This window comes from Bacillus sp. FSL K6-6038, assembly GCF_038050455.1.
Lineage (GTDB): Bacteria > Bacillota > Bacilli > Bacillales > Bacillaceae_G > Bacillus_A > Bacillus_A pseudomycoides.
Window position 1 is genome coordinate 2373552 of the sequence record NZ_JBBOUH010000001.1, and the last position, 15897, is coordinate 2389448.

The 15897-nt window shown below is 35.0% G+C and carries 12 protein-coding genes; 10 read left to right on the plus strand and 2 right to left on the minus strand.

Translation table 11 applies throughout. The features are described from left to right. Positions 1-8: 8 nt before the first annotated feature. From prpB to NSQ40_RS12265, 5 genes are all read left to right on the plus strand, one after another. Positions 9-917, plus strand: a complete 909-nt coding sequence (gene prpB, locus NSQ40_RS12245) for a methylisocitrate lyase (RefSeq protein WP_006094816.1) — start codon at positions 9-11, stop codon at positions 915-917. Positions 918-1029: 112 nt separating this feature from the next. Then, complete coding sequence (locus tag NSQ40_RS12250; protein ID WP_033797488.1) at positions 1030-2790, plus strand: sigma-54-dependent Fis family transcriptional regulator; 1761 nt, start codon at positions 1030-1032, stop codon at positions 2788-2790. 140 nt (positions 2791-2930) lie between these two features. Then, a complete protein-coding gene (locus NSQ40_RS12255; protein ID WP_033797489.1) occupies positions 2931-4646 on the plus strand; it encodes an acyl-CoA dehydrogenase family protein in 1716 nt (571 codons plus the stop codon). 16 nt (positions 4647-4662) lie between these two features. Next, on the plus strand, positions 4663-5553 hold the full coding sequence (locus tag NSQ40_RS12260) for an NAD(P)-dependent oxidoreductase (RefSeq protein ID WP_003207149.1): 891 nt from the start codon (positions 4663-4665) through the stop codon (positions 5551-5553). A 75-nt stretch (positions 5554-5628) separates the two neighbouring features. After that, the gene (locus NSQ40_RS12265) at positions 5629-7089 is read left to right on the plus strand and encodes a CoA-acylating methylmalonate-semialdehyde dehydrogenase (protein ID WP_003197594.1); all 1461 of its coding nucleotides are present in this window, start codon (positions 5629-5631) and stop codon (positions 7087-7089) included. Between the two features lie 66 nt (positions 7090-7155). Here NSQ40_RS12265 and NSQ40_RS12270 read toward each other — a convergent pair whose 3' ends face one another. Then, complete coding sequence (locus tag NSQ40_RS12270; protein ID WP_026008697.1) at positions 7156-7788, minus strand: LysE family translocator; 633 nt, start codon at positions 7786-7788, stop codon at positions 7156-7158. A 131-nt stretch (positions 7789-7919) separates the two neighbouring features. Here NSQ40_RS12270 and NSQ40_RS12275 point away from each other — a divergent pair, with 131 nt between their 5' ends. Then, the gene (locus NSQ40_RS12275; protein WP_003197601.1) at positions 7920-8465 is read left to right on the plus strand and encodes a helix-turn-helix domain-containing protein; all 546 of its coding nucleotides are present in this window, start codon (positions 7920-7922) and stop codon (positions 8463-8465) included. Positions 8466-8548: 83 nt separating this feature from the next. On the opposite strand, the gene NSQ40_RS12280 is transcribed toward NSQ40_RS12275, so the two are convergent. After that, positions 8549-9601, minus strand: coding sequence for an enoyl-CoA hydratase/isomerase family protein (locus NSQ40_RS12280; RefSeq protein WP_006094830.1), 1053 nt, complete (start codon positions 9599-9601; stop codon positions 8549-8551). 458 nt (positions 9602-10059) lie between these two features. Between NSQ40_RS12280 and NSQ40_RS12285 the strand changes: the two genes are divergently transcribed. The 4 genes from NSQ40_RS12285 (at position 10060) to NSQ40_RS12300 (ending at position 15298) form a co-directional block, all read left to right on the plus strand. After that, positions 10060-10317 carry a hypothetical protein gene (locus NSQ40_RS12285; RefSeq protein ID WP_003197605.1) on the plus strand — a complete coding sequence of 86 codons (258 nt, stop codon included), beginning with the start codon at positions 10060-10062 and terminating at the stop codon, positions 10315-10317. Between the two features lie 476 nt (positions 10318-10793). Further along, positions 10794-11033 (plus strand): DUF2584 family protein, encoded by a 240-nt coding sequence (locus NSQ40_RS12290; RefSeq protein ID WP_016114814.1) that lies wholly within the window; start codon positions 10794-10796, stop codon positions 11031-11033. A gap of 21 nt (positions 11034-11054) precedes the next feature. Beyond that, a complete protein-coding gene (locus NSQ40_RS12295) occupies positions 11055-12212 on the plus strand; it encodes an exonuclease SbcCD subunit D (RefSeq protein ID WP_003197609.1) in 1158 nt (385 codons plus the stop codon). Beyond that, entirely contained in the window at positions 12209-15298 is a 3090-nt protein-coding gene (locus NSQ40_RS12300) for an AAA family ATPase (protein ID WP_033797491.1), read from the plus strand. The genes NSQ40_RS12295 and NSQ40_RS12300 overlap by 4 nt, the downstream gene beginning before the upstream one ends. The last annotated feature ends 599 nt before the right edge of the window (positions 15299-15897 follow it).

Consider the following 15897-nt stretch of genomic DNA (forward strand, 5'->3'; position numbering starts at 1 on the left):
GAATAAGAATGGCTTGGGTTGTGAATAAACCGTCAACACAAGAAGAGCTTGCTAATCGATTCCGAGCTTTAGTAGAGGCACCTGAAATTTTACAAATCCCTGGTGCTCATGATGCAATGGCTGCTCTTGTTGCAAAAAACACTGGATTTTCAGCTCTTTATTTATCGGGAGCTGCTTATACAGCAAGTAAGGGTTTGCCAGATTTAGGTATTGTAACGTCTACTGAAGTAGCTGACAGAGCAAGAGATCTTGTTAGAGCAACGGACTTACCTCTTCTTGTCGATATTGATACAGGATTTGGTGGAGTGTTAAATGTAGCAAGAACGGCTGTAGAGATGGTGGAAGCAAATGTAGCCGCTGTCCAAATTGAAGATCAACAATTACCGAAAAAATGTGGACACTTAAATGGAAAAAAACTTGTTTCCACTGAGGAATTAGTACAGAAGATTAAAGCGATTAAAGAAGTAGCACCAACACTTGTTGTTGTAGCACGTACAGATGCTCGCGGTGTAGAAGGATTAGATGCAGCAATTGAAAGAGCGATTGCTTATGTAAAAGCAGGTGCAGATGCTGTTTTCCCGGAAGCACTTCAATCCGAAGAAGAATTCCGTTTGTTCAACAGTAAAGTAAATGTTCCGTTGCTTGCGAACATGACTGAATTTGGGAAAACTCCATATTATAGTGCAGAAGAATTTGCAAATATGGGCTTCCAAATGGTGATTTATCCGGTTACATCACTTCGCGTTGCAGCAAAAGCATATGAGCGTGTGTTTATGCTAATTAAAGAAACAGGCTCACAAAAAGAAGGGTTATCTAACATGCAAACGAGAAGTGAATTGTATGAAACAATTTCGTATCATGATTTTGAGGAATTAGATAACGGAATTGCAAAAACAGTTTTATCTGAAGATCAATAGAACAGAGAAGAAAGGCGATGATGGGACATCTTGGGCAAGAACAACTGCTTGATGTGAGAATTCATCGCCTTTTTATATGATTTGAATTGTTGTATACAAGAGGTGAGAAGATATGAGTTCTACAAAAGATTTCTCTGTAGAAAAATGGATGCAGCAAGATTTCCAGTTTGTGAGAAGTAACGATACGATTACTGAAACAGTTAAATTTCTTATTAAAATATCAAAGGATGAACTTCCTGTGCTAGATGGAAAGCAAATGATTGGCATTGTAAAACTAACAGATTGTATTCAGTGGATACAACAAAAAAGTGATAAAAGTATGTTAGTTCATATGATTGTCACTAATTCTATTAATAAGGGTAGTATGAAAACAACTATGAACGAATTACAGGATATACCATTTTATGTGACAACTGAACAAGACGGAGTACTTGTAGGAATCATAGACAAGCCTGAACTTTTCGCTTTTCAAAAGTTTCTAAAACAGCAATTAAAAGAATCACAACAATTAATTGAATGGTTTCGTTTGTCTTTCGACACTGCGTATGAAGGCATTGCGATTGTGGATGAAAACGGCGTCATTCAAATGTTTAATGATACGTATAGCCGCTTTGTCGGAGTATCGAAAGAAGAAGCAATTGGACAACTGGCCGAAAATGTAATTGAGAATACGAGGCTTCCAGTTGTATTAAAAACAGGGGTACCAGAAAGAAATCAAGTGCATCGTTTGCAAGGCCAAAATTTAGTTGTGCATCGGATGCCGATTTGGAAGCAAGGAAGAGTGATAGGTGCTGTAGGCATGCTTATTCATGAAGGGATTTCAGATATTTATAAAATACTAGAGAGGTTTGATCAAAAAGATAGTGCTGTCAAACCGTTATTTTCTAAACCGAAGAAGAAGCAAATTCGATTCGAAGATATTCTTGGAGAAAGTCAGACGATTTCTGAAACGAAAAAAATGGCTCGAAAAGCAGCTGGGTCGAAAGCGTCTGTGTTAATTACTGGAGAAAGTGGTGTTGGTAAAGAGCAATTTGCAAGAGCTATACATGATACAGGTATAACAAAAAACGGTCCATTTATCAGTGTGAACTGTGCTGCTATTCCTGATAATTTACTAGAATCCGAACTGTTTGGTTATGCAGAAGGTGCTTTTACAGGTGCGAAAAAGAACGGGAAAGCAGGGAAGTTTGAACTTGCGAATCATGGCACGTTATTTTTAGACGAAATCGGTGATATGTCTCTATTAACACAGGTGAAAATTTTACGTGTTTTACAAGAAAGGGAGATAGAAAGAATTGGTGGTACACATCCAATTTCAGTTGATTTTAGGCTAATTGCAGCGACAAATAAAGATTTAAAACAAATGGTTAGAGAAGGTACATTTAGAGAAGATTTATATCATCGTCTTCATGTTATTCCGATTCATATTCCACCACTTCGTTTTCGAAAGCAAGACATCCCACTCATTGTCGAAGAACATTTACAAAAGTTATGTCAAATGTATGGTGCTAAAGAAAAGACACTTGATAAAGAAGTATTACGCCTTATGTTCCATTACAATTGGCCAGGAAATGTTCGGGAATTAATCAATGTGTTAGAAAGACTATTTGCACTATCGGATGATGTACATATACGAGCTAAGGATTTATCAGAAGAATTCTATTATCGGGATATGGAACAGAAGAAATTAGTACCTATGATTCAGTCTTTACCAGCAAAGCAAGAAGCGATGAAAGTGGTACGTGAAGAGGAAGAGCGAGGATTAATTGAACGCGTTTTAAAAGAAGCAAAAGGGAATAAGTCAAAGGCAGCAGCATTGTTAGGGATTTCTAGGGCGACTCTTTATAACAAATTATCACGATTCAAAATCTAGACAAATTGTTATAAACAGTGTAAAACTGTCTAGACAGTTTTACGTTTTCTATTTATTTAGCCCAGGTTCTATCAAGTTTTTAGTTTGGCATAGATTTTGCATATAAAGAAAATGAAGACCGAAATGATAGGGGGATACAGATGGAGAAAACAAAGTTGCAATGGGACGAATTTTTTTCGCTGAATAAGAATCTTAATACAACTTTTTTTACACCGGAAGATTTTTCAGGTGATGAAGATTTAATCGCAAAAACAACAGAACAGTTTGTTAAACAGGAAATTGTTCCTCGAATTGAAAATATCGAGCAGCACAATTATCAAGTTTCTCGCGGGTTGTTTGAAAAGGCCGGAGAACTTGGGTTGTTAAGTATAGAGGTACCAGAAGAATATGGTGGGTTCGAATTAGGAAAGGCAGTTTCTGGCCTTGTAGCAGAAAAGATGGGATATGCAGGAGCATTTAGTGTTTCCTTTAATATTCATGCTGGTGTAGGAACATTGCCATATATATACTATGGCACAAACGAGCAGAAGGAAAAATACTTACCTAAAATTGCATCAGGCGAATGGATTGGAGCGTATGCATTAACAGAACCTAATGCTGGATCAGATGCATTAAGTGCAAAAACAAGCGCTGTATTAAATGAAGAAGGAACAACTTGGAAATTAAATGGGGAAAAGCAGTGGATTACAAATGCTCATATGGCTGATGTATATGTTGTTTTTGCAAAGACAAATAAAGGAATGACAGCATTTATTGTCGAAAGAACATGTGAAGGTGTTTCAATTGGCTTAGAAGAAAAGAAAATGGGCATTAAAGGATCTTCGACTGCGACACTCATTTTAGAGGATGTTGTAATTCCAGTTGAAAATGTATTAGGGGAAGTTGGAAAGGGTCATTACGTAGCCCTTAATATCCTCAATTTCGCTAGATTGAAACTCGCTTTTGGAAATATTGGAACAGCAAAACAAGCAATTGGTTTATCTGTTCAATACGGGAAAGAACGAAAACAGTTTCAAACAGAATTAGTTGATTTCACGATGATTCAAGAGAAAATTGCAAATATGATTATCGCTACATACGGTGCAGAGAGTGCAGCTTATCGAACAGCAGGCGTAATTGACGAGGCAATTCATGAGACAAATGGGGATGGAAGCATCATGCAGAAAATGTCTCAATTTGCAATGGAGTGTGCCATTAATAAAGTGAATGCTTCGGAAACACTAGGAAATATTGTGGATGAAGCTGTACAAATTCATGGTGGCTACGGTTATATGCAAGAATATGAAGTAGAACGATTATATCGTGATGCTAGAATTAGCCGTATATTTGAAGGAACGAATGAAATTAACCGCTTAACAGTTGCGAAAATGTTAATGAAACAAACGAAGCAAATAGGAGATCAAGTAGACGAAGGCACATTTGAAAATATAGAACGAAACCATCGTTATATTTTATTATCGAAACAGTTATTGAAGCAATCTTTGAAAACGCTATCTCAAACTCCTGAATTAAAAATCGAGCAAGAACAAGAATATTCACGCGTATTAGCAGACATGTTGAAAGATGTGTATGTAATGGAATCAGCATTTTTACGTACGAAGAAAGCAGTGAGTAAAAATGGTGAAGAAAAAGAACGTACAAAACAGTTCGTAACAGATGTTCTTTGTGAGGAAGGGTATCGTAAAGTAGAATCAGCGGCAATGGTTCTTCTTTCTGCAGCAGTACAAGAAGAGCAAAATAGAAACGCTATTCTAGATGAAATTCGTCAACTGTCAATACCTCTATATACGAACATATTTATGAAAAAGAGAGAAATTGCAAAAGCCATTATAAATCGCGGAAAATATATTGTTTAAATAGGAGGAGAACAATATGAAAAAGATTGGTTTTATTGGTTTAGGTAATATGGGCCTTCCAATGTCTAAAAATTTAGTTAAATCAAATTACACTGTATATGGCGTCGATTTAAATAAAGATGCTGAGGCTTCTTTTGAGAAAGATGGAGGAATCATCGGCTTATCAATTGCAAACTTGGCAGAAACATGTGATTTGATTTTTACAAGTTTACCATCTCCGCGAGCTGTGGAAGCGGTTTATTTTGGAGAAGAGGGTTTAATTGAGAATAGTCATCCGAATGTTGTTCTAATTGATACCAGTACAGTAGCACCGCAATTGAATAAAAGATTAGCAGAAGCTGCTAATGATAAAAAAGTAGATTTCTTAGCAGCACCGGTTAGTGGTGGGGTGATTGGAGCGGAAAATCGCACATTAACTTTTATGGTCGGTGGATCAAAAGAAGTATATGAAAAAGGTTTACCAGTGATGGAAGTATTAGGGGCAAATGTGTTTCATGTAAGTGAACAAATTGATAGTGGCACGACTGTAAAGCTTATTAATAACTTATTGATAGGTTTCTACACAGCGGGTGTAAGTGAAGCTTTGACTTTAGCGAAGAAAAACAATATGGATTTAGAGAAAATGTTTGATATTCTAAATGTGAGTTACGGACAAAGTAGAATTTATGAGCGCAACTATAAAAGCTTTATCGCACCAGAAAACTATGAGCCAGGTTTTACTGTAAATCTATTAAAGAAAGATTTAGGATTTGCGGTTGATTTAGCAAAAGAAAGTGAACTTCACTTACCAGTAAGTGAAATGCTGTTGAACTTGTATGATGAAGCGGGTAAAGCGGGGTATGGGGAAAAAGACATGGCTGCTTTATATAAGAAGATAAGTGAACAAGTAATCTCTAGTCATGAATAATGAATGGTTATAGCGTCGAATTATAAATTGTGAGAAACAATTCGAACTTATAACAATAAAAAAGGAGCGAATACAATGATTACAACAGAAATTAAACGAGTGAAAAATCATATTAATGGTGAATGGGTAGAATCTACTGGTACGGAAGTTGAAGCTGTTCCAAATCCTGCAACTGGGAAAATAATCGCTTATGTTCCGCTTTCTCCAAAAGAAGATGTGGAGCGTGCTGTTGAAGCTGCAAAAACAGCTTATGAAACATGGTCTAAAGTGCCGGTTCCAAATCGTTCAAGACAGCTATACAAATATTTACAACTTTTGCAAGAAAATAAAGATGAGCTTGCGAAAATTATCACATTAGAAAATGGAAAAACATTAAAAGATGCGAGTGGTGAAGTACAGCGTGGTATTGAGGCTGTAGAATTGGCAACATCAACACCAAATTTAATGATGGGGCAAGCACTCCCGAACATTGCAGGTGGAATTGATGGTTCGATTTGGCGTTACCCAATTGGAGTTGTTGCTGGTATTACACCGTTTAACTTCCCGATGATGATTCCATTATGGATGTTCCCATTAGCAATTGCTTGCGGTAACACATTCGTATTAAAAACATCTGAAAGAACACCACTTTTAGCTGAGAGACTGGTAGAGTTATTCTATGAAGCAGGTTTCCCAAAAGGAGTTTTAAATTTAGTGCAAGGCGGAAAAGACGTTGTAAATAGCATTCTAGAAAATAAGGACATTCAAGCGGTTTCATTTGTTGGATCTGAGCCAGTTGCACGCTATGTATACGAAACAGGAACAAAATATGGAAAACGAGTACAAGCACTCGCAGGAGCGAAAAATCATGCGATTGTTATGCCAGATTGCAATCTTGAAAAAACAGTACAAGGTGTTATTGGTTCTGCATTTGCGAGCAGTGGAGAGCGCTGCATGGCATGTTCTGTTGTAGCTGTTGTGGATGAAATTGCTGATGAGTTTATTGATGTACTAGTAGCGGAAACACGTAAATTAAAAGTTGGCGATGGTTTCCATGAAGATAATTATGTAGGTCCATTAATTCGTGAATCTCATAAAGAGCGTGTACTAGGCTATATTAATAGTGGTGTAGCAGATGGGGCTACTTTATTAGTAGATGGTCGTAAAATTAATGAAGAAGCCCGTGAAGGATATTTTGTTGGAGCAACAATCTTTGATGGTGTGAATCAAGATATGAAAATTTGGCAAGATGAAATTTTTGCTCCAGTTTTAAGTATTGTGAGAGTAAAAGATTTAGAAGAAGGCATTAAACTTACAAATCAATCCAAATTTGCAAATGGTGCAGTTATTTATACATCAAGCGGTAAACATGCGCAAACATTCCGTGATAATATCGATGCAGGAATGATTGGCGTAAACGTTAACGTTCCAGCACCGATGGCATTCTTCGCATTTGCTGGAAATAAAGCATCCTTCTATGGTGATCTTGGAACAAATGGAACAGACGGTGTTCAATTCTATACACGTAAAAAAGTTGTGACAGAGCGCTGGTTTTAATAGATGAATAGCATATACATGTACAAAAAGTACACCCCTCATTAGAGAGGGGTGTACTTTTCATCGTTAACTATTCTTTTCAAAAGCTAATTTGATACCAAATCCAATTAATACAATACCAGTAAGTCCTTGGATGTATCTTTGAGTAGCTGGTTTTTTCATGAAAACACTGATTTTATCAATTAAGAAGATATAAAAGGCAAACCATATCACGGTTAAAACGAGATAGGTAAGACCCATGGTTAGAAATTGAATGAATGTATTATGGTTAGGATTTAAAAATTGTGGTAAAAAGGTCAAAAAGAATACAGCGACTTTAGGATTTAAAAGATTAGTAAGAAACCCTTGGCGAAAACAAGAGCTGTTTTCATCTGCACGTTTCATAGGTAACTCATTTGTATCTATGCTGTTTTTGCTTTTTAAAGATAAAAGTGCTTTTATTCCTAAATAGACTAGATAAATGGCACCAACATATTTAAAAATAGAAAATAAGAGAGCAGATTTAACAATGATAGCGGAAAGCCCAATTACAGCAGCTAAAGTATGAATTAAAAGGGCGATACATGTGCCGAAAACCGTTTTTACACCTCCTATTTTTCCTGAAGTAAGAGTGTTTTTTGTAGCCATTGCAGTATCAGGCCCGGGTAAAATAATAAGACAAATAGACATGATAATAAAAAGAAGATAGTTCTCCACAATCACTCCACCTTTCTGTGTTTGTTTTTCAGAAAATTTAATTAAAAATAGTTTAACACAATTTAAGTGATATGATAAATAAAATTTAAGTATGTTAAAATATATCTATCATATTGTTTGAAGGAGCATGAGGTATGGAAAATATAAATATCGGAAAAAAGGTGAAAGAGCTTCGGGAATATAAGGAGCTGAGTATGCGAGAGTTAGCTAAAATGGCAGAAATAACACCTTCTATGTTAAGTCAAATTGAACGAGGATTAGCTAATCCTTCGATTCAAACATTGAAATTGCTAGCCAAGGCTTTAGAAGTTCCAACTTTTAGTTTTCTCATTGAAGATACGAACACGGATGATCTAGTTATAAGAGCGAATGCACGTAAAAAAATGATCGTAGGAAATTTATCCTATGAATTATTATCACCAGATTTAACGGGTGCTTTGGCAGTATCTTTAATGACTTTGCCACCTAATTCTGTTTCCTCCGAAAAACTTTTAGAGCATAAAGGAGAGGAAATTGCTCATGTTTTAGAAGGACAGATTATCTTGTATTTACAGCAAGATATATATACTTTATACCCCGGGGATAGTGTGAAAATCCCTTCTTACATGAAACATAAATGGGAGAATCTATTTGATCAAGATGCCGTTATTTTATTCGCTGTAACGCCTCCATCGTTCTGATAATGAAGATACATAATACATATGTCTAGAAAGAAAAAAGCTAGATGAAGCAGCAAATAGGTTGCTTTCATCTAGCTTTTTGATTAGGCATTAAGCAGATTGAAGAAGCGATTGACATCTTCATCTGAAACATCACTTAATTGTTTATATTTATACTTTGGATTTTGATCTTTGTCGACAACGACTGAACGTACTCCTTCAAAGAAATCTTCGTGCCTCATGAAATTTTTAGCGAGCACGAGATCTGTTGCAAAGCATTCTTCTATCGATTTTTCCTTTCCGTCAATAAGTTGTTTTAATGTTACTTTTAATGAGAACGGAGATTTTGATAGTAATGTTTCTTTCGTTTTTGAAGCGAAGGATCCGTCAGCATTATCTAATGAATGGATGATATCTTCAACTGTATGGAATGAAAAATGTTGATCAATTTCTTCTAATAAGGAAACAAGTTCACTTTCTACACTAGGAGCTGTTTCATATTTATTAATGAGTTCTTTTAAAGTGATATGTATATTTTGATCATGCCAATTTACCTTTTCGATTGCATCTAGGAAAGTAGGTAAAGTTTCCGATGGCATATAATGATCAGCAGCTTTTATATATAATACATCAGCAGCTTTTAAAACAGATGCTGTTAACGCAACATACCGACCAGTCTGCCCAGGAGCCTTGTTTAAGAAATAAGCAGCTCCAACGTCTGGGAAAAAACCAATGTTCATCTCAGGCATGGCCCATTTTGTACGATCTGTTACAATTCTATATTTTGCCCCATTCGTAAGACCGACGCCACCACCCATTACAATTCCATCTAAACAAGCAATAATTGGTTTTGGATAATGATATATATAAGTATCTATTTCGTATTCTTCTTCAAAAAAATGTTCAGCATGCTGTAATGCAACTTCATTTGAACGTGCTTCGTATAATGTTTTTATATCACCGCCAGCGCAAAATCCTTTCGTGCCAGCACCTTTCAAGATTACTACGGCAATACGATCATCTTTTTCCCATTCTTTTAGTTTCTGACCAATCGGATGTAACATATCATAAGATAAAGAGTTAAGTGCTTTTGGGCGATTTAAAGTGATTGACGCGACGCCATTTTCGTGAATGGAAAATAAAACATTTTCAGTCATTTTGAATCCTCCTCTTATATATCTTCTCATTCTTATTTCTCGATACAAGCTAAAATGTCCTTTATAATTTATTTGATATTGCAAGTAGCGTGCCAGTTTTAATGTCCTTAATTAAGAAGAAATGCCAGTAATAAAGTGTCTAACTGTCTAAACAAATGGACATTTAGACGTCGGACTAGATACTTTTTAGAATGGTGCATATTTTGACGAGTTATATTTGCAGGATTTCAACATATGAAAATGAATATTACAACATCAGTCATTTAAAATGTAGGGGTATTGTTTGTAACTTGAAAATGAAGGGAATACTATATACCATATTTAATTTGAAAGAAAGTGAGTAATTGGAATGAATTCAATATGGATAGCAACTTCACTTTGTTTTATTTACTGAATTGTCTTGCTTTTAACGAAGTGAGAGTTTGTATATAATAGGAGTAGAGAAAGGGGAGATCGGAATGCCAGGGCCTTTGCTATTATCGGTTATTATTTTGTCTTCTCTCATGGTAGGAATTACACAGTATTTTCATCGTACAGATACAACAGAAGAAATTAAAGATAAAGTACGTCTCGTATTTCCGGTTTTTATATTATCTATCTCACTGTGTTATGTGTTAAATAAAGATGGATATATCGTGGCATCATTCTCATTTTTTATAGCAATTGTTTTAATAACTGTATTGTACTATATAATGAAAGAGTATTTGCAAAAATAAAGATGCCTGAAAAGGCATTTTTATTTTTATGAAATTAAACAATTTATACCGGAATTTGAAGATGTGAATTCATATTACTGTTTACCTGCTTTTCTAAAATTGCTTTCTGTATACTTGCTTTTTAAGCTATTATTGCTTTGACTTTAGGATATTAATAAACTTATTGAATCATATTTTTATTGGGACTGTTTTTTGTATCATATAAAATCATTCAACTTGTAGAACATTCAGCTCATTCTTCTTTTCCAAACGGTCACGCGACATCAGCGATTCTATTTTAAACATCGTGACTTAATTTCAAATCCACATGAAACATTGTTAATTTCACATACCGTATTATAATTTAAAAAATACATATAGCATAAAAAAAATAAAATGAATGTGAAAGTGAATTCTTCATCATGTATTCACTTGTCAATCGTGAATAGCCGCTATACTATTAAAGTATAGAGAACTGGAAAAGGGGTTGTATTTATATGAAATTTGAGATGCATACAAAGATTATTTCAAATGAAAAAGAAATGAGATTACATATAGAAGAAAATATATTTCAATTAATATTAGACGGTTATCATTTATTTGCTGTGGATGAAATGTTACCTTTATATAAATCTGATCAAGAAAGAATCGGTAGTGCAATCGTTCAAAAGTTAGAGTGGGAAGATGGGAAGACAACACTTAACTACCAACTGGTTTCATTACAATCAGTAAATTAAAAGAGAGAAAGGAAGGAAAAGATGAAGTTTTTTCATACAGCGGATTGGCATTTAGGAAAACTTGTTCACGGTGTGTATATGACCGAAGATCAACGAATTGTATTAGATCAGTTCGTTCAAGCTGTGGAAGAAGAAAAACCAGATGCCGTAATTATTGCAGGTGATTTGTATGACCGAGCGATTCCTCCAACAGAAGCAGTAGATTTACTAAATGATGTATTAAAAAAGATAGTGATTGATTTACAAACGCCAGTAATTGCAGTAGCAGGGAATCATGATAGTCCAGACCGTATTCATTTTGGCAGCAGTTTAATGAAAAAACAAGGGTTACATATTGTTGGCCAATTTCAATTTCCGTATGAACCAGTTGTTTTACATGATAAGTATGGGGAAGTGCATTTTCATTTAATCCCATATGCGGATCCAAGTATTGTAAGACATGTGATGAAAAATGAAGATATTCGGTCGCATGATGATGCGATGCGTATTTTCATGAATGAACTTTCAGAAACGATGAATCAAGAAGCAAGACACGTATTTGTAGGCCATGCATTTGTCACTTCTTCAGGTGAAGCAGAAGAAAATACGAGTGATGCAGAGCGTCCGCTTTCCATCGGCGGTGCTGAATACGTAAATAGTCATTATTTTGATAAGTTTCATTACACAGCACTTGGGCATTTGCACCAAGCGCACTTTGTACGTAATGAAACGATTCGTTATTCTGGTTCACCACTTGCGTATTCTATTTCTGAAGAGCGGCATAAAAAAGGGTATTATATTGTGGAATTAGACGAAACAGGTCAAGTGGAAATAGAAAAGCGTTTATTTACACCTCGTCGCCAAATGCGAACAGTAGAAGCGAAAATAGATGATTTATTAAAGTATCCAACAAGTGAAGATTATGTCTTCGTAAAGTTATTAGATGAAAATCCTGTACTGCAGCCAATGGAAAAAATTCGTTCTGTATATCCAAATGCTATGCATGTTGAACGTTCTATGCAAAGACGAGAATTTACAGAAACCAATGAAGTTACTGTTTCTAGACATAAAACAGATGATCTATCCCTTTTGAAAGCTTTTTATAGAGAAATGAAGGGCTCAGATTTATCAGAAGAGAAAGAACGTCTTTTCTTAGACGTATTACAAACAGTGCAGGAACGGGAAGGTGAACGAGGATGAGACCACTTCAGCTTATTATGACCGCATTTGGTCCGTATAAACAGCGAGAAGTTATCGATTTCAGCGATCTTGGCGATCACCGTATTTTTGCTATTTCAGGAAATACGGGAGCTGGGAAAACAACGATATTTGATGCGATTTGTTATGTATTATATGGGGAAGCGAGCGGAGAAGAACGTAGTGATACGAGTATGCTACGTAGCCAATTTGCTGATGATAATATATACACAAGTGTAGAATTAACCTTCCAGTTGAAAGGAAAGCAATACGAAATAAAAAGACAGCTCGGTCATAAAAAACAAGGGAATAAAACAGTTACAGGGCATGCTGTTGAGCTATATGAAGTAATAGGTGATGAGAAGGTTCCATGTGTGGATCGTTTTCATGTGACAGATGTGAACAAAAAGGTTGAAGATTTAATCGGACTTAGCAAACATCAATTTAGTCAAATTGTTATGCTTCCGCAAGGAGAATTCCGAAAACTATTAACGTCTGAAACAGAAAATAAAGAAGAAATTTTACGTCGTATTTTTAAAACAGATCGTTATAAATTAATGCGTGAATTGTTAGATCAAAAACGTAAACAGTGGAAAGACGTCTTACAAGAAAAGCAAAAAGAAAGAGAACTGTACTTCCGTAATGTTTTTAAATTACCGGTTCGAGATGATTCACTATTAGAGACATTAGTTCAACAGGAACATGTAAATACGCACCAAGTAGTCGAAGCGCTTGAACAAGAAAAAAATTGCTATGAGGCGGAAGTTGAACAATTACAAGCGCAGCAAACATTGCAAACGCAGCAATTAAAAAAAGCCGAAGATCGTTTTCATATAGCTAAGTCTATTAATGAAAAGTTCAAAGATTTACAGCAAAAACAAGAGAAACAAGCAGTTTTACAAGCAAATCGAGAACAAATAGAAACGGAAGAACAACGCTTTAAACTTGCTGAACAAGCGAAACGATTATTACCATTTGAACAATGGTATGAAGAAGCGGTACAGAGTGAACAAAATGCTGAACAATTATTGAAACAAATATCTGTAAAAAAAGAAAAGACGGTTAAGGCGTTTGAACTTGCTTATGAGAAATATGAAGAATTAAAGGGTAAAGAGTCTGTTCGTGAAGAAGGTAAGAAAACTGTACAAAGATTAGAAGAGTTACAGCCAATTATTGCTTCATTAGCAGAGAAAAAATCAAAATTGCAACAGGCAGAACTTCAAAGTGGGAAATTGAAGGAAGGTATTCAGAAGTTTGAGAAACAGCTAGAAGGACAGATTTCTCAAAAACAACAAATTGCCGGAGAATTACAACAGCTAGAGGTTGCACTTGAGCAATATGTAGCAAAAGTAGAAGAGCTAACAAATATGCGGGAAGATGCAAAAGTACTAAAGCAAGCATATGACGTTTGGCAAGAAAAGCAAAAATATGAACAAGAAAAAGAAGTTGCAAATCAAAAGATGGAAGTTGCAGTTAAAGCATATGAAGAGATGGAGCATCGTTGGTTAAATGAACAAGCAGGAATGTTAGCTCTTCATCTTCATGAAGGTGAATCTTGTCCTGTATGTGGTAGCATAGATCATCCAAAGAAAGCTACAGAACGTGGAGATTCCATTGATGAAAAACATCTAAATGAACTGCGCGAAAAGAAAACAGTTGCTGAAAAATTACATGTTCAAGTAGAAGAGAAATGGAATTTCTACAGATTACAATATGAGCAAGTAATAGATGAAGTCGTAAAACGAGGATACTGTTCAGAAGAGTTAGTTGAAACATACCGTACGCTAGTGCAAAACGGAAAACAACTAGCAGCTGAGGTAAACACATTAAAGGAAAGTGAAGAAAAACGTAAACAGCTAGCGTTAAGTGTAAAAGGATTAGAAGAAAAAGTAGAAGAATTACAGAAGCAAAAACGCGAAGCTGAAGTGATGCATCACCGTACTGAAATGGAGTGCATGCAACTTCGTACGTCCTATGAACATGATCAGCAAAAAACCCATGAGGACTTACAAACGTTAGAAGCCTGGAAAAAACAATTTGATCAAGCTGTTAGCACACTTCGCTTTATGGAAGAGGAGTGGAAGAAAGTACAAGAAGCTTATCAATATTGGCAAAATGAAAATATACGCATACAAGCTGAGTATGATGGTGCTCTAAAGCAAGTAAGTCATGCAAAAGAAAAGCAAGAAGAGACTTTACTTCGCTTTACGACAGAGCTTGAACAAGGTGGATTTATCGACCAACAAGCTTATAAAGAAGCAAAATTAACAGATGTAGAAATGAAGCATTTGCATGAGCAAATTCAAGAGTACTATTCATCCTTAGAAGTATTGGCTAAACAAATTGAGGAACTAGTAAATGAATTAAGCGGGAAAGAATGGACGGACATTACAGCTCTAGAAGAACAAATGAAAGAGTTAGGAATTCAGCTTGATATTACAAAAGAAAAGCGCCAGCGTGCCCAAAGTGCAGTTGCATACATTACCGATTTGCATGAAAACATTAGACGAATTGATGAACAAATTCATGAAGAAGAAAAAGCTTTCCAAGAACTTGTTGATTTATATGAAGTCATGAAAGGGGATAACGAAAGTCGTATTTCGTTTGAACGTTACATTTTAATTGAGTATTTAGAACAAATTGTTCAAATTGCTAACGAAAGACTTCGTAAACTATCAAACGGCCAGTTCTATTTAAAACGAAGTGAACGAGTTGAAAAACGAAATCGTCAAAGTGGACTAGGATTAGATGTATATGACGCATATACAGGTCAAACACGTGACGTAAAAACATTGTCTGGTGGTGAAAAATTTAATGCATCGCTTTGTCTAGCACTTGGTATGGCAGATGTGATCCAGGCATATGAAGGCGGTATTTCTATCGAAACCATGTTTATCGATGAAGGATTTGGCTCGCTAGATGAAGAGTCATTAACAAAAGCGATCGATGCATTGATTGATTTACAAAAATCAGGACGATTTATTGGCGTTATTTCACACGTTCAAGAGTTGAAAAACGCAATGCCAGCAGTTTTAGAGGTAACGAAGCAGAAGAATGGTTGTAGTGAGACTCGGTTTGTGGTGAAATAATAAAACTAATAAAAAGGTTAATAGTAAATTTTAATTATGAGAGGACATATGCTTAATAGTGGGCATATGTCCTTTTTCCATATAGTTATATCGGTATAATTTACGTTTGAAGGAAGCGTTGTTTAAAGAAAAAGATGTAAATAGTTATTTTTAAATAAATTTCTTAATAAAATTTTTTCAGAAATTTATTGAGAAATTAAATGTTCAATATGATGGTTTTTATTATAAAATAAAGATTTTTATGTAACTAATGATAAAATTTATGATTATTAATTAGGAAATTTGAAAGTTTCAATTTAATTTTTTAAATCTATTATTTTCACAGAAAATAGGATGAAAAAAGTCTATATTTACAATAAAAGCAGAGATTTTTATGCAGATAAGTATGGGGACATAATAAAATATTTTATCTGAAAAATAAAAAAAGATTGACAAGACTGTTGAGAAACATTATCATTTCGGTGTACAAAAGAAAATGAAAATCATTATCAATTAATGCTAAGTGAGTATTACCTAGTTTATTGTGACTGAAATTAAGATTAAATTGCACTTGACTGATAAGTTTAATATGTGTATGATTTTCGTAAATGTAATGATAA